Annotated in this window: 23 protein-coding genes; 2 read left to right on the plus strand and 21 right to left on the minus strand. The window is 39.3% G+C overall.

The window, feature by feature from the left end; genetic code table 11:
- Positions 1–16: 16 nt before the first annotated feature.
- From ACP8HH_RS16810 to acpS, 14 genes are all read right to left on the minus strand, one after another.
- Complete coding sequence (locus tag ACP8HH_RS16810; protein ID WP_438313257.1) at positions 17–2,176, minus strand: Tex family protein; 2,160 nt, start codon at positions 2,174–2,176, stop codon at positions 17–19.
- 104 nt (positions 2,177–2,280) lie between these two features.
- Positions 2,281–2,877 carry a PP2C family serine/threonine-protein phosphatase gene (locus ACP8HH_RS16815; RefSeq protein WP_438313259.1) on the minus strand — a complete coding sequence of 199 codons (597 nt, stop codon included), beginning with the start codon at positions 2,875–2,877 and terminating at the stop codon, positions 2,281–2,283.
- Positions 2,874–3,659, minus strand: coding sequence for an RNA polymerase sigma factor SigB (sigB, locus tag ACP8HH_RS16820; protein WP_438313261.1), 786 nt, complete (start codon positions 3,657–3,659; stop codon positions 2,874–2,876). Before sigB ends, ACP8HH_RS16815 begins: the two co-directional genes overlap by 4 nt.
- Positions 3,637–4,107 (minus strand): anti-sigma B factor RsbW, encoded by a 471-nt coding sequence (gene rsbW, locus ACP8HH_RS16825; protein ID WP_438313263.1) that lies wholly within the window; start codon positions 4,105–4,107, stop codon positions 3,637–3,639. Before rsbW ends, sigB begins: the two co-directional genes overlap by 23 nt.
- Positions 4,094–4,435, minus strand: coding sequence for an STAS domain-containing protein (locus tag ACP8HH_RS16830; RefSeq protein WP_438313265.1), 342 nt, complete (start codon positions 4,433–4,435; stop codon positions 4,094–4,096). The genes rsbW and ACP8HH_RS16830 overlap by 14 nt, the downstream gene beginning before the upstream one ends.
- Before the next feature lie 56 nt (positions 4,436–4,491).
- Complete coding sequence (locus tag ACP8HH_RS16835; protein ID WP_438313266.1) at positions 4,492–5,508, minus strand: PP2C family protein-serine/threonine phosphatase; 1,017 nt, start codon at positions 5,506–5,508, stop codon at positions 4,492–4,494.
- Positions 5,509–5,522: 14 nt separating this feature from the next.
- Positions 5,523–5,924: an anti-sigma regulatory factor gene (locus ACP8HH_RS16840; RefSeq protein ID WP_438313268.1), complete on the minus strand. Its 402-nt coding sequence runs from the start codon at positions 5,922–5,924 to the stop codon at positions 5,523–5,525.
- Positions 5,925–5,926: 2 nt separating this feature from the next.
- On the minus strand, positions 5,927–6,292 hold the full coding sequence (locus tag ACP8HH_RS16845; protein ID WP_438313269.1) for an STAS domain-containing protein: 366 nt from the start codon (positions 6,290–6,292) through the stop codon (positions 5,927–5,929).
- A complete protein-coding gene (locus ACP8HH_RS16850; protein WP_438313271.1) occupies positions 6,289–7,116 on the minus strand; it encodes an STAS domain-containing protein in 828 nt (275 codons plus the stop codon). Before ACP8HH_RS16850 ends, ACP8HH_RS16845 begins: the two co-directional genes overlap by 4 nt.
- A gap of 134 nt (positions 7,117–7,250) precedes the next feature.
- On the minus strand, positions 7,251–7,601 hold the full coding sequence (locus ACP8HH_RS16855; protein WP_381536396.1) for a type II toxin-antitoxin system PemK/MazF family toxin: 351 nt from the start codon (positions 7,599–7,601) through the stop codon (positions 7,251–7,253).
- Positions 7,602–7,605: 4 nt separating this feature from the next.
- On the minus strand, positions 7,606–7,896 hold the full coding sequence (locus ACP8HH_RS16860) for a transcriptional regulator (protein WP_381536426.1): 291 nt from the start codon (positions 7,894–7,896) through the stop codon (positions 7,606–7,608).
- 154 nt (positions 7,897–8,050) lie between these two features.
- Positions 8,051–9,169 carry an alanine racemase gene (gene alr, locus ACP8HH_RS16865; RefSeq protein WP_438313272.1) on the minus strand — a complete coding sequence of 373 codons (1,119 nt, stop codon included), beginning with the start codon at positions 9,167–9,169 and terminating at the stop codon, positions 8,051–8,053.
- 65 nt (positions 9,170–9,234) lie between these two features.
- The gene (locus tag ACP8HH_RS16870) at positions 9,235–10,257 is read right to left on the minus strand and encodes a LolA family protein (protein ID WP_438313274.1); all 1,023 of its coding nucleotides are present in this window, start codon (positions 10,255–10,257) and stop codon (positions 9,235–9,237) included.
- 58 nt (positions 10,258–10,315) lie between these two features.
- Positions 10,316–10,669 carry a holo-ACP synthase gene (gene acpS / locus ACP8HH_RS16875; RefSeq protein ID WP_438313276.1) on the minus strand — a complete coding sequence of 118 codons (354 nt, stop codon included), beginning with the start codon at positions 10,667–10,669 and terminating at the stop codon, positions 10,316–10,318.
- 64 nt (positions 10,670–10,733) lie between these two features.
- On the opposite strand from acpS, the gene ACP8HH_RS16880 reads away from it, so the two are divergent.
- Positions 10,734–11,348 (plus strand): rhomboid family intramembrane serine protease, encoded by a 615-nt coding sequence (locus ACP8HH_RS16880; RefSeq protein ID WP_438313278.1) that lies wholly within the window; start codon positions 10,734–10,736, stop codon positions 11,346–11,348.
- Positions 11,349–11,352: 4 nt separating this feature from the next.
- Here the strand turns inward: ACP8HH_RS16880 and ACP8HH_RS16885 are convergent, their stop codons facing one another.
- The 6 genes from ACP8HH_RS16885 to ACP8HH_RS16910 all read right to left on the minus strand — a co-directional run bounded on the left by ACP8HH_RS16885 (position 11,353) and on the right by ACP8HH_RS16910 (position 18,523).
- Positions 11,353–12,840 carry a PH domain-containing protein gene (locus ACP8HH_RS16885; RefSeq protein ID WP_438313279.1) on the minus strand — a complete coding sequence of 496 codons (1,488 nt, stop codon included), beginning with the start codon at positions 12,838–12,840 and terminating at the stop codon, positions 11,353–11,355.
- On the minus strand, positions 12,833–13,312 hold the full coding sequence (locus tag ACP8HH_RS16890; RefSeq protein ID WP_438313281.1) for a PH domain-containing protein: 480 nt from the start codon (positions 13,310–13,312) through the stop codon (positions 12,833–12,835). Before ACP8HH_RS16890 ends, ACP8HH_RS16885 begins: the two co-directional genes overlap by 8 nt.
- Before the next feature lie 163 nt (positions 13,313–13,475).
- Positions 13,476–15,023, minus strand: a complete 1,548-nt coding sequence (locus ACP8HH_RS16895; RefSeq protein WP_438313283.1) for a DEAD/DEAH box helicase — start codon at positions 15,021–15,023, stop codon at positions 13,476–13,478.
- A gap of 342 nt (positions 15,024–15,365) precedes the next feature.
- On the minus strand, positions 15,366–16,058 hold the full coding sequence (locus ACP8HH_RS16900) for an alpha/beta hydrolase (RefSeq protein ID WP_438313284.1): 693 nt from the start codon (positions 16,056–16,058) through the stop codon (positions 15,366–15,368).
- The gene (locus tag ACP8HH_RS16905; RefSeq protein WP_438313285.1) at positions 16,055–17,440 is read right to left on the minus strand and encodes a UDP-N-acetylmuramoyl-tripeptide--D-alanyl-D-alanine ligase; all 1,386 of its coding nucleotides are present in this window, start codon (positions 17,438–17,440) and stop codon (positions 16,055–16,057) included. The genes ACP8HH_RS16900 and ACP8HH_RS16905 overlap by 4 nt, the downstream gene beginning before the upstream one ends.
- 12 nt (positions 17,441–17,452) lie before the next feature.
- A complete protein-coding gene (locus ACP8HH_RS16910) occupies positions 17,453–18,523 on the minus strand; it encodes a D-alanine--D-alanine ligase (RefSeq protein ID WP_438313287.1) in 1,071 nt (356 codons plus the stop codon).
- A gap of 201 nt (positions 18,524–18,724) precedes the next feature.
- On the opposite strand from ACP8HH_RS16910, the gene ACP8HH_RS16915 reads away from it, so the two are divergent.
- A complete protein-coding gene (locus tag ACP8HH_RS16915; protein WP_438313289.1) occupies positions 18,725–19,909 on the plus strand; it encodes an FtsW/RodA/SpoVE family cell cycle protein in 1,185 nt (394 codons plus the stop codon).
- Between the two features lie 214 nt (positions 19,910–20,123).
- On the opposite strand, the gene ACP8HH_RS16920 is transcribed toward ACP8HH_RS16915, so the two are convergent.
- Positions 20,124–20,261, minus strand: a complete 138-nt coding sequence (locus tag ACP8HH_RS16920) for an Lmo0850 family protein (protein WP_381536372.1) — start codon at positions 20,259–20,261, stop codon at positions 20,124–20,126.
- Positions 20,262–20,280: the final 19 nt, after the last annotated feature.

Genomic DNA, 20,280 nt, shown 5'->3' on the forward strand with positions numbered 1-20,280 from the left:
ACCTCCGTTTAATACGTTATTTTTTTGCTGGCGATAACATAGTTAATGAAATTCGCCCTTTTGCTTTATCGACACCCTCAATCCAAACAGTTACGATGTCTCCCGAAGCAACAACGTCTAAAGGATGTTTTACAAATCCTTTTTTCAGTTTAGATATATGAACAAGCCCATCCTCGGATACGCCTATATCGATAAATGCACCAAAATCTACAACGTTTCGGACTGTCCCTTGCATCTCAAGGCCTTCATATAAGTCTTTAATATCGAGTACATCTGCTTTTAGAAGCGGCTGCGGATAGTCATCGCGTGGATCTCGGTTAGGTCTTTGTAGCGTTTCAATAATATCTCTCAGTGTCACTTCACCGACTTCTAATTTACTAGACAAAGCTTTTATATCAAGTACGGATAGTGCATCGGCCGTTTCTTTTTTACCCAACTCGCTTTTTTTCAGTCCCGCCTCGTCCAAAATTAGTTCTGCAGTTTTATAACTTTCCGGATGAATCCCCGTGGAATCAAATGGATCCGTAGCATTTGGCACGCGTAAAAATCCAATCGCTTGTTCATATGTTTTCGCACCAAGACGTGGAACTTTTTTCAATTGGTTCCGTTTCGTGTATAAACCATTTTCTTCGCGCGTTTTAACAATGTTTTCCGCTACAGTTTTTGAAAGTCCGGCAACATATTGAAGAAGTGATGAAGAAGCGGTATTTACGTTTACCCCTACCCTGTTTACTGCCGTCTCTACAACAAATGTTAAAGACTCAGACAACCTCTTTTTCGCAACATCATGCTGGTATTGTCCAACCCCCACAGAACCCGGATCGATTTTAACAAGTTCAGATAATGGATCCTGAAGTCTTCTTGCAATTGATACCGCACTTCTTTCTTCTACTAACAGATCAGGAAACTCTTCCCTTGCTTGTGCAGATGCCGAATAAACACTTGCCCCTGCTTCGTTTACGATTACATAAGAAACATCGGTCTCCGCATCCTTTATGCAATCTACAATAAATAACTCAGTTTCACGAGATGCTGTACCATTGCCAATCGCAATAATGGATACTTTATATTCTTTTAGCAAGTGTAAAATCGCTTTTTTCGATTTTTCTTTTTCGGGTCTTGGCGGATGTGGGTAGATCACAGATACTTCATGTAGTTTCCCAGTCTCGTCAACAATCGCTAATTTACAACCCGAACGAAAAGCCGGGTCAACACCTAGAATTACATTTCCTTTTAATGGCGGCTGCAGCAATAGGCTTTTCAGGTTTTCAGAAAACACATGGATTGCTTGTTCCTCAGCTTTATCGGATAATTCATTTCGAATTTCTCGTTCAATTGAAGGCGCAATGAGTCGTTTAAAAGCATCCTCAATGGCTTCTGTTACTTGTACTGAAGAAGGTGAATGCGCTTTCCGAATTAATTCACGTTCCATTCCACTAATAATGCGTTCTTCTGGAAAGTTAATTCCCACTCGTAATACATCTTCTTTTTCTCCACGATTCAGCGCTAACGTACGATGTGGAACGATTCGTTTCAATGGTTCTTCATATTCATAGTAATTACCAAAGACTTTCTTATCGTCTACCGCACCTTTTTTCAAATTTGAAACTATAAAACCATCTGCCCATGCTAACTTTCTAATACTTCCACGTATCGCTGCATCATCCGCAAATATTTCAGCGATGATGTCACGAGCGCCTGCTAGAGCATCTTCAGTTGAATTAATTTCCAATTCTTCATTCACATATGCTTCCGCAAGCGTTTCCGGTGTCTCTTGTGAAAACTCTAACAAGGATATCGCAAGGGGTTCAAGACCTTTTTCTTTCGCCATCATTGCTCGAGTTCTTCTTTTTTGCATGAATGGTCTATATAAATCCTCTACACGCTGCAATACTGTCGCATTTACTATGGATTTTCGTAACTCATCGTCGAGTTTACCTTGTTCTTCAATGATGCGAAGTACTTCTTCTTTTCTTTGTTCGAGCCCTTTTACGTATCCGTATGCATCTTCTACCGCTTTTATCTGCACTTCATCTAACGAACCTGTTTCTTCTTTTCGGTATCGCGCGATGAATGGAACTGTATTTCCTTGGTCAAGTAGAGCAATTACTTTCTCTGCTTGATGCACATTGACCTCAGCTCTTCCCGCCGTGGCTTTCAAAATAAGATTCGTCAAATGGACCATCCCTTTCTCTGTTGACTCTATTTTAACATAAGCTTAAGTTTCATTCATTGTGATGTTTATCTTCTATGAAATCAAACAAAAAACCTGCCATCCTATTAAGAGAGCAGGTTTCCAACTATAAATGTAGCATCGTCACCACTTGCAATCGACTCTTCTATCGTTTTATATAATCCGTATAGGCAACCGCTATCTGTTAATGCAGATTTTGGACTTCGAATATAGACACCATCGGAATGCATTAAGAATGTATCCCCTTTTTTATAAGGATATTCTTGTGTGTTAAGTTTCTGCGGCCTACCCGATAAGTATCCCATAACCGGCAAGGGATAGATCATTTTATTTCGATCATGAAGCATATAAAAACGAACATTACCAACACAACTGTATTGAATTGTTTTTAAGATGAAATCAACTTTAACAATTGCAACCGCCGCACCGCGTTTTCCAACCATATACTCATTGCAACGATATAGAAGTTCATCGATTGTTTCACTGTGATATTCTTGCAAAATCGTCTGGATAATCTGAGACGATTGACGCGCAATTGGTCCGTTACCAAGACCGTCAGCTATTGCACATATAAAATAGTTCTCTTCTAATAAAGAAAAATACGTATCTCCGCATTCTTTATTTCCACTCTTTGCCTGTTGAAAAATGCGCATTTCCAAATCTTCACTCACAACTTCCTTCAAAGTGATGCACCACCAGCGGCAGTTATGGCTTCTTGTAATTTCTTTATAGCTTTACGTTGTAATCTTGAGACATGCATTTGAGAAATACCTAATAGGTCGCCCGTTTCTTTCTGACTAAGCTGCTCAATGTATGTATATTGGACAATTTCTTTCTCACGTTCAGTTAGAACAACAAGTGCATCAGCAACAAGCATTCTTTGATCAGTAGCTTCATAACCCTCATCAGGCGCGCCTACTAAATCAAAAAGAGTTACTGTTCCACCTTCGGAATCCGCATTTAGAGTATGGTCCATAGATAAAGCTTGATAACTTCTACCCATTTCCATTGCTTCTAATACGGTTTCTTCTTCAATATCTAAATACTCCGCGATTTCCTTAACATGCGGAGACCGCTGTAACTCTTCCGTCAATTTTTCGGCGGTAGCACGAATTTTGGGTCCTAATTCTTTTATACGTCTTGGAACATGAATTGCCCAAGTTTTATCACGCATAAATCGTTTAATCTCACCAATAATCGTAGGTATTGCAAACGCTTCGAAGCTTCTTCCAAACTCTGCATCATATCTACGAATCGCTCCGAGTAAACCGAGCATACCCACTTGCACAAGATCTTCATGATATGGTTTACCATTTGAATATTTCCGAGCGATTGACTGCACAAGTCTCTCATAGTGTAAAACGAGATTCGTTTGCGCTTCGTCGTCCTCAGTTTCTTGAAATTGCTTTATCCACACCAAAACCTGGTCAACTGTTCCGGATTTAGGAGGAGATTGTTTCGGCATCCTTATCCACCCGCTCTCCCTCAAGGTATTTAGTCATCAAGACCGTTACACCCTCTTCATGGTAGACTTTTACTTCATCCATTAACGTTTCCATTAAATAAAGACCAAGACCGCCTTCACGCAAAAACTCAACTTCAACTTTACCTTTATACGGTCCCACACTGTTTTTAGTTTCTTCGTAATTGAAACTAGCACCATTATCCGCAATCATTATTTCCATTTTGTCCGTGAAAAGTGCACACCCTACTACGACTTCCCCTAACTCATTATCCGCATACGCATGCTGAACGGCATTTGTAATCGCTTCACTTGATGCAATTTTTAAATCTTCAATATCATCGTAACTGAAACCAATCCGACTCGCCAGACCCGAAATTGCAAGCCGTGCTACACCGATGTATTGCTCTTTGGCAGGAATTTTCACTTCAATATAATCATATGGTTGCATTTTGTGTACCACCTTTTTCTGTTTCAATCTCCATGACTTCATCAAGACCAGTGATTTCAAACAAACGTTTAAGTCGTGCATTCAATCCCGTTATCTTCATATGACCCTCGCTCGCAGTAACACGTTTGTAAAACCCGACAAATACACCGAGTCCCGTGCTATCCATATATGAAACGCCAGAAAGATTAAGTTCAACTTGAACGCCATTTTCATCTTGAACTAATGCCAAACGTTCTTTAAGAGAAGGCGCTGTATATGCATCAATTTCACCAGTTACATTAAAGTACTGAATGCCGTTTTCTACTGTTAAATCAATTTCCAATTCCATTTCCACACCCCGAACTTTCTAATATGATCTACATACCTATTTACCACTTCACAGTATTATTTAAACATTTTTTCATCTTTTTTAAAAATTACAATCGAAAAGTCGTCTCTTAACACAAAGTTCTGCACTTGTTCAAGTTCTTTAAAAACCGAATCCACCATTTCCTGGGCAGTGTAGTCCTTAATTTTGATGAGAAGAGATTTGAGTAAAGCTTCATCAATAAATCCTTCTTCTGTTCGTACTTCAGTAACCCCATCCGTCATCATTGCAATGAAATCTCCTTCTTCTAAAACAACAGAGTTTTCTTCATAGATTACGTTCTTTTTCACACCAAGAAGCAGACCCTTCGCATCCAGCTCGATAAATATTCCTTTCGATGCCTTATAAAGAAGTGCGGGTTCATGACCAGCAGAAGAGTATGAAAATACAGATTCTCCGGCATCGTACTTCCCGTAAAACATCGAAATAAACATTGAATCGTCAACACTCTTTTCAACAATACGATTTACTACGTCAAGTACATTGTGCGGACGGGATTCACCATTTTGCAGACTGTCCATCCCGAATTTTATCATCGACATACAAAGAGCTGCCGGAATACCTTTACCTATCACATCCGCTACTGCAACGCTTGCGGAATTTTCCTTTTCATCCATAAAGTAAATATAATCTCCACTTATCTTTTTAGCGGGCACCGATAAGAGTCCAATATCTAGGCCTTCAATATTTGGAATCTTTGTTTTCAGCAATGTATCTTGAACTTTTGCTGCTATTGTAATTTCTATCTCATGTGCTTCTTGCTTCTTTATTAGACTATGATGCTCTCTTAAGGCAAGTCCATAATGAATCATCATCTCTATTAAAAAGTCAAATGAATGCGGCACTTCCACTGGTAAATCTATTACCAATTCTTCTATTGCAGTTTTATGAATACCTATAAGATCTTCTGGCGAAATTTCTTTTTCAATAAAACTCCGACTAAAATTTTGCCCCGCATACAAATCTACTTCACTTTGATTTGCGATGTATTGTTTCAATAACTGTTTATATTGTTCTCCCACTTCACGAGGCATACATTTTCAACTCCCTACCGAACCCATTTTGTAATTGTAATGGTTGTCCCTACACCCACTTCTGTATGTAAATCAAATTCATCCATAAGTCTTCTTACACCTGGCATACCTGCGCCAAGACCACCAGAAGTTGTAAAACCATCTTCCATTACCTTTCGTACATCAGGAATTCCGGGGCCACTGTCCCTTGCAGTAATGATTAGGCCTTGTGCACCGTTCTCAGAAACTTGTTCAATTTCAATTCTGCCTGTCCCAGCATACAAAAAAATGTTCCGAGCTAATTCACTTATCGCCGTTGTTATACGAGCCTGATCAACTATTCCAAAACCAATTTTCTTCGCTTCATTTCTACCTAGCTGACGTGCTGCGACAATATCCCACTCCGTATATATATCTACAGAAGACTTTTGATTCATAATTAGTCCTCCAATTCTTTGTTCAATTTATCCAATCCATTTTCAAGATCAAGTGCAGTTAACACATTTTCCAAACGTATACCAAGTTCGATAAGTGTTATTGCAACAGCTGGTTGGATTCCGGTAATAACTACTTTAGCCCCCATTAAGCCTGACATACTAATGACGTCACCTATTACTTTGGCAATGAATGAATCTATAAAGTCTATAGGGGTAAGATCTATTACAACACCAATCGCAGTAGTTTCATGCATTTTATTAAGCAAGTCTTCTTGAAACTGTAATGCTGTCTCATCATCGAGCTCCCATTGAATTGAAACAATCAAAGTGTTATGAAGTTTTAAAATTGGAATGCGCATATTCTTCATTTTTCCACCTCCACTATTTTACGGTTTGTATATTCTAAAGCCTGTTTCATTCCTCTTCTCAGTGTACTTGTAGTTGTAAATTCATTTAAATTTATGCCTAACGTTACGATAGTTTGTGCAATTTCAGGTCGAATTCCTACAAGCATACATTTCGCCCCTACGAGTCTGACCGCATCAGCTGCTTGAATTATATGATGAGCAACCATAGTATCTACGACAGGAACTCCGGTTATATCTAACAGAACAACTTCCGCACGATGCTTAACTACACCATATAGTAAATTTTCCATAATTAATTTAGCACGCTCAGTATCAATTGTACCAACAAGCGGCATCACGGAAATTTTGTCGAAAACCGGTATTAATGAAGCGGAAAGTTCCTGTAATGCTATCTTCTGTATGCTCACAGTACGTTCCCATTCTATGGAATAAGCATCAATGATACTTTCCCTTAGTGGCGATATCCAGTCATCAAAAGCCAACATAAATGCTCTCACTTCTGATTCCTTAATTACCCCTTGTTCGTCCAAAATATCATATGCAATTCTAGAGAAACTATCAATTGCTTTATTAACAAATTTAATAGACCAGCCGAAACGGACAACCTTTTCAGTGAAATCATTTAATTGTTCTACATCAATATTATCATTTTTTCTAATATTGGATGTCATTAATTCTGCAAATTCTCTACTTGTACTCTTAATAAGTTCGGTAGACATAAACAGGAAAAAGCGTTCTCCTTTATCTTCTTTCAAATGCACTTGCCATCTCGTTATGATTTCATTCATATTTTCTTGAATACATTCCACCATTTGTTTATTCAAAATTACGCCTCCCATAATAGACCATAACCATTCTGTATATACATTGTACCAAAAAAAACTATAAAACACTTTATTAATTATAAAATTGAAAAAACACTACAGATTTAACCTGTAGTGTTCCTTAATATGTATGCTCAGAATTTGACGAGACCGAAACTCACTTCAAGAGCTTCATCAACTTGCTCCATCAAAAATTCGTCTAGGTGTGTAATTTTATCTGTTAGCCTCGACTTGTCAATCGTGCGGACTTGTTCAAGCAGGATAACCGAATCCCGCTCGAAATGGTATCTTTCCGCATCAATTTCAACATGTGTTGGCAATTTCGCTTTTTGTATTTGTGCAGTAATAGCTGCAATAATAACAGTCGGACTAAACCGGTTTCCAATATCGTTTTGGATAACTAAAACTGGTCTCGTGCCTCCCTGTTCAGAACCTACTACTGGCGACAGATCTGCAAAAAAGACGTCTCCACGTTTTATTGCCAAATTTTCATCCTCCACTTACGAGACGTTCCATCGTATGTTGAGCTTCAAACTCCAAATGCATGCATTCCTTGGCGATTTTCAGGTTAATTTGCGACATCTCGACGTAACCTTTCATCATTTCCGCCCTAATTGTCTCAGGTTTATAATCAGTTACGTATCGTGTTGTCGAAATATATACGAAGTCACCGCGTTCTAGCTCCTGATGGACGACCGTATGTTCATTTTCGTTCAGCATCCGTTTTGGAATCTTAACAATAACTTCTCGCATGTTTTTATTGACTTTCAACGTCAGCACCTCCAACAAACCAGATCCCGTATTTCAATACATCTTCATCTTACCACTCCAACGCTACAAAGAGAAGACATGGAATGAATTATTATGACAAGATTCTGCAAAAATACGAGGTTTTTTGTCGAAAATGCATGTAATATAGCTTGCCCACTCAGTTCTACAAATAAACTCTTGGAACTCTCTTTGTAATAGATACAGTTATTTCATATGGGATTGTGCCCAACTTTTCTGCCCATTCTTCCATCGTGACTTCCTCAGTACCTTGACGACCAATAAAAATCACTTTTTCACCTACAGACATTTCTTCTGGTAGTCTAACCATACATTGATCCATGCAAATCGTACCGACAATTGGTACCCGTTTACCTCCAATCAATACTTCTTGCCCTCTAAGACCCCGTCGTAATCCATCCGCATACCCTATTGGAATCGTCCCAATCCATTCTTCACCTGTCGTTATATAAGTCCCACCGTAACTAATTGCGCTTCCTTTGGAAAGCAACTTAACATAAGCAAGTTCACTGTGCAGTTCAAGTGACCTCTCCAGCTTAAACGGTAAATTTTCACCAACATATTTCGATGGTGCCATTCCATAAAGACTAATTCCGAAACGAATTGCATCTAGTGCATACTCGGGGTAAAGAAGCGTTGCTGCAGAGTTCGACGCATGAACAAGCCGTGGTTTCTCGGGTAATGCGTTTACTAAATCCATAAACATCTTAAACTGAACTTCGGTTGCCGAAGAAGACACCTCATCAGCACATGAAAAGTGGGTAAAGATTCCATCCAATACAATATGTTGTGTAGATGCTACAACAGCCATTAGCGAGTGAAGTGCATTCACATCTCTAAGACCAATTCTACCCATACCACTGTCTACTTTTACATGAATTTTTAAAGTTTGGGGGAAAATTTTATTTTCCTGCAAAACTCCTTGTATCCAGTCTACGTCCGAAACTGCAACTGTGATGGATAATTCTGCTGCCTTTTTTGCGAATGAAATCGGAGAAGGCCCCATGACGAGAATGTCCCCGCTAATGCCCGCCATTCGAAGCCTTACCGCCTCATCCGGTGTCGCAACAGACACCATCGCTGCACCAGCTTCTAGTGCAGCTAATGCTACTTCAACTTCACCGTGACCATAACCGTCTGCCTTAACCACTGCAATAATCGATGTGGTATTTCCAAGATAGATATTTAAGTTTTCAATATTTTCTCTAATCGCCTCGAGGTTGACGATTGCTTTTGTTGGACGATAATTAACTGAAGTCTGCATATGAACCCTCTTTTAACTGTAGTACTTCTATTATCAATCTTTCGTCCGTTAAACGTCAACTATAGTTATTTCATTTCCCCTGGTGACATTGAAGATGCTACTTCTATTAGCTCATCCTTAGTTAAAGTTTCAGATGCAATAAAAAATGAAATGCCACCACTTTCCCAACGAATTGATTTTTCCGTAACAGCGGCTACTGTAAAACCTAAATCTACAGGATCTCCTTCAATAGATACAGGCATTTCGTTGTCAGGCCTCTTCGCTGGCTCCTGTACAATAATAAAATCCTTGTCGCCACCAAATGTCATAAATGAACGAGTTCCATTAGCTGTTTGTACACTTTCTTCAACTAGAAGTTTAACTCCTTCACCCCAGTTTACCGTAGGGTAATACGTTATAAACCCAGTCTTTTCATCTGCATCTTCAGACTTTTCGTCCGTTTTCTCACCAGACTCGGTTGTCTTGTCTTCCATGTCCACGGCATAATCTGAAGCTTTCCGCTCAGTTCCAAGCGTGATCTTTTTGAATGTAATTCGGATTTTTTCTTCTTTGTTCTCGTCTAGAATCGAGACCGAACTTGGTAGAAGAGTTTTCTTATCAATATGGATAAGTTGACTAGGCAATACTTTTTTATGATTGTTTGTTGTCGCCGTTTCAAAAATATACATACCATCTTTTTCAGTCATAGTTGCATTACTGTCAGCCTTGATGTCATCTGACAGAGCTCCTATTAAATACGCCTGACTATTCTGTGCCGGCCAGTCACTCTGAAACTTATAAGTCTTGCCAAGAGAAGGGGTTACAACAAAAACACCTTCATTATTTCGAACAATCATTTGAGAATCTTCTTTTCCTTCTTGAGTTACATGTACACGATAAAAATCCTCTTTCGTATGCCATACTTCAACGTTGTACATTCTTGGTTCTGAGCCGGTCTTTATTTCCATCGTAGCGAGTAGTTCATAACCTTTCGCATCGTTCCACTTACCACTAAGCTTCTTTACAACATCCTCTTTAGATGGTGACCCACATGCCGCAACAGTAATCATTACTACAACAAGCAAAAAAGCTAATATCCGGATACGCAATTAGTTCATCCTTTCTCATTTCAATCGGGTAAATCATCTTATGAGGAAGGACTGACGTTTATGCGAGTAAGATTACTTGTGCAGCGGCAACATTTTTTGTATGCGTAATGGAAATAAAACCGGATACGGATTTCTCTTTAAAATAGAGCTCAGGCTTGCCTTTAGCATCCGGTAAAATATTAATATCAATAAAGTTGCATGCAGCACCTATTCCCGTGCCTCTAGCTTTTGCAAACGCCTCTTTCCCCGCAAAGCGACCAGCCAGAAATTCAATTCGACGATGCCCTTTCAGTGAGTCGTATATTCTAGTCTCTTCTATTGTTAATATACGCCCACGAAACTTCATAAATTCTGCATCAATTTTCGAAATCCGATCGAGTTCAACTATATCTAAACCAATTCCAGTAATCATCATTGCTCTCCTTTCCACTTTGACACGAATATATGTATAATAGACAAACAGATGAGGTGAAAGAATGTTTATACGTAGAGAAAGCTTTTCCCAATACATCCGACTTTATCCGATAGTAACTATCTTGCTAGCTGCGAACATCATACTATTTATTTTAACGATGTTGCCTTTTATTGGAGATGTTATTTATGAAACAGGAATGGGAGTCAATGCATATATCGCCGCTGGTGAATGGTGGAGGTTCTTTACACCAATGTTCCTCCACGCTGGGATTATGCATCTATTATTTAACATGTTCTGTCTTTTCGTTTTCGGTCCTGAACTCGAAAAATTAGCCGGCAAAACTCGTTTCTTAACCATTTACTTACTTTCAGGTATTTTTGGTAATGTGGCTGTTTATTTTTTAAAAGACTTAGGATATGCACATGTAGGTGCAAGTGGTGCAATCTTTGGTATTTTTGGTGCATTTGGAGCGTTGGTTTACTACACCAAAAAAATGTTGCCGGAACTACGCCAAGTTATCCTTCCCATAATCGCAATTAGTGTTGTAATGACATTTATACAACCTAACATTAACGTAACCGCGCACATCGTCGGTCTAATCGTTGGATTTCTAATTGGCATGAGTTATTTCCACCCTAAAAACATCGCCAGTTGGAAGAGAAAAAAGGTAAGATAACAATTCACCCTATACCTTCTTCCTTATTTGATGGTTCGTACCAAGACAAAATCCGTTCCGCTTCCGCTTCATCCATATGACTCACCTGAGCGTTGAACATCGTTGCTCCTGATTTTATTCGGGCTGATAACGTTGCAACGCTCTTTTTCTTATGAAAGTAATTCTGTTTCATTTCCATCGACTGGATTCGTTTCTTCAACAAATAAGTCGTTTGCAAACTAAATCCCCTAAATTGCATTGTTAACTGATTTCCCGATACGTCATACGCCGCTGAACGATGCTGCCATAATCCAAATAAGACGATCACCGGAATAAGTAGAAGGGATAAAAGTCCAAATGGAAAGAAAAAGTATGTCAATGCCCCAATTACAGGAACCATCCAAAGGAAATCTATTCGGTAATAATACCTCTTTCCACGTGCGGGTAGTTTATTGGTCGGTTTTTCAATTATAAGATCAGGAAACACTTCTTTTAAAGGACCATAAATCTCGGTTTTCTTCACGAGAGGAAACAAGTTAATTTTAGCCCCTTCTCCAAGTCCACCCCCGGCATTGTCAATTACCACGGACGCATAACCGAAAAGTTGCCTAAATGGGTTTTCAATAATTCGTACACTTTGCACACGGTTTAGTGGAACAGTCGCTCTTTTTTTCTCTATTAATCCTCGAGTAATAACAAGATCTTCTTTTTCAATCGTAACCGAAAAATTATAATACGATAGATACGTCATTGCTACGGATATCGCCCAAACAACTAAAAATCCGAAAAAAACTGCAATCACAATAAGTAAAGTGCCGAACTTTACAAAACCAGCAAGTTCATTATACATCGTTTCATACGGGATAAATTCACTAAATTGAACGATGAATATGAGTACCCCTGATAAGATAAGACCTATTCCGCCAGATGTAGTCGCTAAAAGCAGTAAGTTTTTCATCGACATCGTAAAAACCGGCTTCACAATTGTTACGTTCTCCTCTTGAAGTTCACCTTCATCAACAGCTACCGAAGTCTTCCTTCTTTTCGCTTCAGCCATTTTAGCTTCAATAACACTTGCCGCTTCTTTTGTTATCGCTGTTAGTTCAGCTTCCGATTTAAGGGACGATGTATTACCAGCCGTCTCTACTTTCACCTTGACAAGTTTCAACGGACGATGCAAAATACCTTCCGTATAATCAAGACTCTGTATCCGATCAAATGGTATATATCGTTTCTTTTTCACAAATAAACCGTACTCAATTCGAAGTTCATCATCCTCAAACCAATAGACAAAACGCTTCCACTTAATAACTCCCGTAACAAAAAAAACGATAATAAGCACGCCGAAAATGATGAAAGTAAAGTAATCCAAATACCATTTCCCAGAGTTCATATTATCTTTAAATCCATTCGCAAAAAGTAGAATAATTAAAGGAAATATCATATCCTTCAACGTCTTCAGTACCTCTATAATTGCTGTAATCCAGTGTAATTTATAACGAGTACTAGACATCGTCTTCCGCCACCCTTGCAAGCGCAGATATTCGACTTCGGAGTTCATCTGCTTCATCTGTAACAAGTGCTGGTATTGTATGATTTGTAGCTGCTGTCGAAATCGTAATTCCTGCCAAATTGTATTTCCGAAGTATTGGTCCTTGGGATGTATCAACATGCTGAACGCGCACCATTGGTATTAACGTCCTTTTAACAATGAAAAGACCATGTTGTAGTTCAATTTCGGATTCACGGACTTCATAACGCCAACGCATCCATCTAATTTTAGGGAATAAAAATATAAATAAGTACGCATACAAAATAACTACAATCGCCGGTACTATATAGAACCACCAGTTTCCCTCAAATATGTACGCCAACACTCCAGTGCCAATTGCTAATAGGAAAACAATTAGCGTTTGCATAATCCCATATAATCTCCAAACGCGTAACCCTTTTTCCGAGATTCGATTAGCCGGTTGCTCCCTCATTAGAACACCTCTTTTCTTATTATTGTATACGTATTGAACAGCAAAATGTTTCAAAATCACCATATTTAAATTATCTTTCTATAGGAATGCAATAAACAAAAAACTTTTTCATAAAAAAAAAGCCAAGAATGCCTAAGCAATTCTTGACTCTTTAAAATTTAAATTATTCTGGTTTGCGTGAGCGACTAGCGCCTCTGCTACCACCAGCACTGCTTCCGCCGCCTTCGCGACCTCGGCGTGATCCGCCACGAGCAGGTGATGACGATGATGACGATCCACCACCAGGACGACTTCCGCCACGTCCGCCAGTAGATGGACGACCGCCGCCTGAGCTACGATTACCTTTGTAACCTCCGCGTCCGCCACCGCCGCCTCCACCAGATCTTCTTGATGGTAAAGGACGTTCTTCTGAAAGTGAAATTGGAGTATCACTTGGTTCGCGCGTCATGTTTTTAAGAGCCGCCGCAACGATATCCGTAGCGTCATACTTTTTCAACATTTCAGCTGCAAGTTGCGTGTAATCATTTAGTCCGTTTTTATCAACAATTTCAGAAAGTTGCTCAACAGCTAAACGTTGTTGACCAATAAGTGCCTCATCCGAAGATGGTGGAATAAGAGGTGTCATACGTTTTTTCGTTGTATCTTCAACGATGCGTAAGTATCCCAATTCTCTTGGAGTAACAAAAGTAACTGCTACACCACTTTTTCCTGCACGGCCTGTACGTCCAACACGGTGAACATAGCTTTCCGGGTCTTGAGGAATATCAAAGTTGTAAACGTGTGTAACTCCTGAAATATCCAAACCACGTGCCGCAACATCCGTTGCAACTAGAATGTCAATTTTACCTTCTTTAAATTGACGAAGAACAGACATACGCTTCGCTTGTGTTAAGTCGCCGTGAATTCCCTCAGCTGTATAACCGCGAATTGTAAGTGCATGTGAAACTTCATCCACACGACGTTTTGTCCGACCAAAAACAATTGCAAGGTCCGGTTGTTGAACATTCAAAATACGTGTTAGAACATCAAATTTTTCACGTTCTTGTGCTTTCACGAAATATTGATCGATATTTTCAACAGTCATAGCTTTCGACTGGATTTTAACAATTTCTGGGTTCTTCATGAATGTTTCTGCAATTTTGCGGATTGGACCCGGCATTGTAGCAGAGAACAGAAGTGTTTGACGGCTATCCGGAACACTCGACATAATTGTGTTAATGTCTTCAATGAATCCCATATTCAACATCTCATCAGCTTCATCAAGTACTAGTGTTTGAACATTATCAAGCTTCAATGTTTTACGCTTAATGTGGTCAAGCAGACGTCCTGGAGTACCAACGACAATTTGTGGATTATTGCGTAATGCGCGAATTTGACGACCAATTTCCTGTCCGCCGTATACCGCTAATACTTTTGCACGTTTGTCGTTACCAATTCTATATATTTCTTCTGAAACTTGAATTGCTAACTCACGTGTAGGGGCAATAACAAGTGCTTGTACTGCCGGATTACTTGTATCAATCTTTTCAATGATCGGTATACCAAATGCTGTTGTTTTACCTGTTCCTGTTTGTGCTTGTCCGATAATATCTTTGCCTTCCATTCCAAACTTAACTGTACCTTCTTGGATTGGTGTAGCTTCTTCAAACCCCATACGGGCTAAAGAACGTTGTATTGATTCACTGATTGGTAGTTCTGAAAACTTAGTCAAAATTTTTCAATCTCCTTTTTCCTCATTTGACAATTGGTTACATTTGCAAATGAAAGCGCGGCAAATTCGAGCCATGAAAGGGAACGTTTCCGATATTTTGCATTCTCTAAAAGTAGAGGTTATGGGTGAAAAGGAAAGCCCGGTTTTTGCCGAGCGGTTCGATCGATGAACATTCGTCCAAATTAGTATAATCAAACCGTTTTATTCAAAAAAAAGTACTCTTCTATTTTTGAAGAGTCCCGTGAAATGTATCCAATGCTTTTAACATTATAACATGGATAATCGTTCCCTGCAATCATTATGCTTCAGTATTAATTTACTTCTCTACACTTTAATGTCCATCTATTGCTTTTTAATGAATTCCAACACTTTTGCAAACCATTCCTCGCTGTCATCGCTATAGCAAATATGGTGTTTTCCGTAATCCGATCTGATTAATTCTTTTTCTGATGAACCTAAAACTTTAAAAAGATGGTCGGCGGTAGAAAATGGTACAATCCCATCTTTAGCACCTTGGACAATACAGACCGGCGCTGTAATAAGGCCGTAATAGGGTTCGACCATTTTAACAATTCGTAAAAACTCAATAGTTGCTTGTGGCGGTGTATTTGTCAGTTTGTAATTATATAAATGGTAAAACGTGTTTGGCGAATAGTTTTTTGTTATGGATTCCTTCAACATAATTCCCATATCGCCAAGAAGATTGCGCGGACTTATATATTTCGCAGCTGCACTTAGCAAAACCAACTTAGCGACAGGATAGCGAAGGGAAAGATACATCGCAATGAGTCCACCCATCGAAAATCCGACCACAACGACACGGTCGACTTCCGCTTGTAGTTTCCTCATTGCAAGTTCCGCTTCCATCATCCACGATTCAGCAGTTGCTTTACCTAAGCTTAATGTAATGCCATGACCCGGTAATGTTGGCACCGCAATTACCCAATCTGTTTCTCTTTTCATGAAATTCACGAATGGCTGTACTTCAAAGGGTGCACCTGTAAAACCGTGAATAAATAACACACCGGTTCTCATATCTTATCCACTTTCCCCATCATTATTCCAAGCATATTTTCAAGTTCCAACCCACGCGAACCTTTAAGTAATACAACGGACTTTTCATCCGCATATTTATGGATAACATCCGTAATTGGCTCGAAATTATCTTTCGACCAAACAAGATTCATTTTTGCCCCGCATTTTTGCAGTTCATTATATAGAGATTCCATAAGTGTCCCGTATAACAAAACACCCTCAAGATTCATCGCCATCAATTTACCCGCAAATGATTCATGATATGTTTGTTCGTTTTCACCAAGTTCGAGCATATCTCCAAGAATTACCCACTTCTTACTTCGCAACTCTGTTTCACTAATGAAATTGAGTGCTGCATTCAAAGAAGTTGGGGCTGAATTATACGCATCATTTATAAAAAGAACACCGTTTTCTGAAAGCAATGGTTGCATTCGCATATCTGTAAGTGTCGCTTTACTTAATGCTTTTTGAATATCTTCTGCACTCAATCCTATTTGATCTGCCAACAAAATTGCTGCTAATGTATTTTTCACTTGATGCGAACCATATACAGGAATCATAAATTCGTTTTCAAGGATCCCCGCTGTCGTAAACAAGCTTCCGTTTTCAACCGATTGAACGAATTGATAACACAATGCATTTTTATCATCCTTACCGAACGAAAAAAGTTCAATGCCTGTCGTTTGGCTAATGAATTCCTTTAAAAGGATTTCATCTCCATCGTAGAAAAGCTTTCCGCCTGGAACAAGTCCATCAACAATTTCAAACTTCGCCTTTGCGATTCCTTCACGTGAACCAAGATCTTGTAAATGTGCTTCTCCAATGTTCGTAATGACGACATAATGTGGTCTTGCTAGTTTTGAGAGAAATGAAATTTCACCGAAGTTACTCATCCCCATTTCGAGGACTGCAAATTCTGTATCTTCGTCTAAGGATAATATTGTTAGTGGCAATCCAAGTTCATTATTATAATTGCCTACTGTTTTCCGAACTTTATAGTAAGGAGACAATACACTTGCAATAAGATCTTTTGTCGATGTTTTTCCATTTGAGCCTGTAATTCCGATAACTTTACAATCAAGTATTCCTCTATAAGTACGGGCAATCTCTTGCAATGCAAGCTCAGGATCATCCACAAAAATTAAAGGTAGATGTACTGGTGGATTCGGTTCATCTTTCATCCATAGTGATGCAACTGCACCTTCTTCTATCGCTTGTTCAACATATTTATGGCCGTTAACTTGTTCTCCTCGAAATGGGATGAATAAGTCACCTTCTTTTACCGTCCGGGAATCAATTGAAGCACCATGTACGATAATGCCATCCATTTGTTGCCCTTTGGCTTGTATCCAAGCCGCGATGTCCGTTAACTTTTGTTTCACTCGAGATCACACTCAATCCATTGTATATTGTATTTGTTGTTTTTCTGCATGTCTTTCAAACGCAAGTTCAATGAGTTCGTTAATTAACTCAGGATACGTAACACCTGTTTTCTGCCATAAAAGTGGGAACATACTTGTTGGTGTAAACCCCGGCATTGTATTCACTTCATTTATAAGCACTTCGTCATTTTCATCTACGAAAAAGTCCGACCTTACAAGTCCTGAACAATCCAACACTTTATAGGCTTTAATAGACATTTCCATCATCTTTTCTCTTACTTCTTCAGGTACTTCTGCCGGAATCACTAGGACTGTATTTCCATCGCTATACTTTGCTTCATAATCGTAAAACTCAGTCACTGGTTTAATTTCACCCGCAACCGAACATTTTGGATGGTCATTGCCCATTACACCCATTTCAATTTCACGTGCCGTAACACCTTGCTCAACGATAATTCTACGGTCGAATTTAAGTGCTAATTCAATAGCTTTTGTTAAACCTTTTTCATCCACAGCTTTACTAATACCCACACTTGAACCAAGATTAGCCGGCTTAACGAACATTGGATATTCTAATTCCTTCTCCATTTGTCCAATGAGCTGTGCACTGTTCGCATTCCACTCGCTTCGAATGAAATGAACGTACGCCACTTGGCTCAGTCCAACTTGTGCAAATAATTGTTTCATAACAACTTTATCCATTCCGGCAGATGATGCAAGAACACCATTTCCAACGTAAGGAATATTCATCACTTCCAAAAGTCCCTGAACAGTTCCATCTTCCCCGTTTGTTCCGTGTAAAAGTGGAAAAACAACATCTAGAGTACCAGAGCTTTCATTCAAAAAGTCGTGAATACTATCTGGTTTATGAGTACCGTCGCTTTTAAGACGAAGATCTTCAATATTATTAATCGGACGTTCAAGTGACTGACCTTTTCTCCATTCCCCGTCGTATGTAATATAGACTGGGATGACTTCAAAACGGTCAAAATCAACTGCCTTAGTAACCGCTCTTGCAGTGGATAATGACACTTCATGTTCTGCTGACTTGCCTCCATAAATTAAACCCAACCGCTTTTTCATAATTTCCCCTCACTATCCATTATATTTTCAAGTACTTCAGTTTACCACGTGACAACCAAATACATGAATGAATACACGAAAAATAAATACTATGTCGCATATATAATAGCAACTTCTGCATAGGCAAGCACGTCTATGTTACGATATAATAGATACTTAAAGAAGATATCCACATATTAAATCAAAGGTGATTAGATTATTATGAAACTCCCGAATAAGCCTGCTGACCGCTTCGATTGGACACTCGCTTTCATTCTATTACTATTTTGCATTATTAGCCTGTTCGCTATTGCATCCGGTCAAACTTCTGACCAATACGGCACGAATTTTGTCATTAAACAACTCCGCTGGTATGCCGTAAGCATTTTCATCGTTGCATTTACAATGTATTTTGAACCGGATCATTATAAAAAAATGGCATGGTATTTATACGGTTTCGGTATATTTCTTCTTGTTTTTCTATATTTTGCTCCAGGTGGAAAAGACCAAATTGGCGAGATACATAACAACGTGAAGAGATGGCTTAACTTCCCTTATATAGGGAGAATACAACCATCCGAATTCATTAAGACTTTCTTCATTTTAGGAATGGCAAAGTTAGTTACCAAACATCATGAGAAATTTGAAATAAAGACTCTAAAAACAGACTTTATGCTGCTCGGAAAAATTATCCTTGTGCTTATTGTCCCGCTTGGCTTTATCGCGCAGCAACCGGATCTTGGAACTTCAATCGTCTTGATCGCAATTACAGCGGCTATCATTCTTGTCGCGGGAATTTCTTGGAGAATCATCCTACCGTTGTTCTTCAGTGGTGCCGCGATTGGAGCGACCTTGCTTTGGGCAGCGGTATATGCACAAGACTTCATGCAGGACAAACTTGGTTTTGACCCTTATATGTTCAAGAGAGTTTATTCGTGGCTCGATCCTTATTCGTATCCGTCAAATGAGGGCTTGCATTTAATTACCTCAATTACAGCAATTGGTTCGGGTGGTATGACCGGCAAAGGTTTTCACGGTCGAGAAGTGTATGTCCCTGAAAACCATACCGACTTTATTTTTAGTGTAATTGGTGAAGAATATGGCTTCATCGGTTCTAGTCTTGTCATCAGCCTGTATTTCATCCTAATTTACCATTTAACGAAAGTCGCACTTGAACTGAAGGATCCTTTTAGTATGTATGTGTGTACCGGTATCATTGCGATGATTACATTTCACGTCTTCGAAAATATTGGAATGACGATTCAATTGCTTCCAATCACAGGAATTCCACTTCCATTTATTAGTTACGGAGGAAGTTCGCTTATGAGTAATATGCTCGCCATAGGGCTTATTTTCAGCATGAAATTCCACCACCGAACGTACATGTTCGGTGAAGATGACGACTGATCACAAAAGCGGAAGCACCTGTTCAGCCACGACAGGCATAAGACGGTTCGCTGAAGTGGCGTACTTCAGCCACATAAGCGAAATGGCTTATGACCCGAGTGGCTAGGTGCTGGAGACTAGACGTCACAAAAGCGGAAGCACCTGTTCAGCCACGACAGGCATAAGAACACAAAAAAGTCTCGAGCGAGGAATTCGCTTGAGACTTTTATTTCTCTTATGATTGTAGATGCGGGTCATGTAAAGGCGGGGCAAGGGCTTTCAGCATTTCTAGACGCGACTTCGTCAATGTAGCCGAAACACCTAACTTCGCCAAGTTAGAGATGATGCTTTTCAAATCAACTTCTTTAGCCATCTTTTACACCTCGACCTTT

The sequence above is a fragment of the Sporosarcina sp. FA9 genome (assembly GCF_051550205.1).
Lineage (GTDB): Bacteria > Bacillota > Bacilli > Bacillales_A > Planococcaceae > Sporosarcina.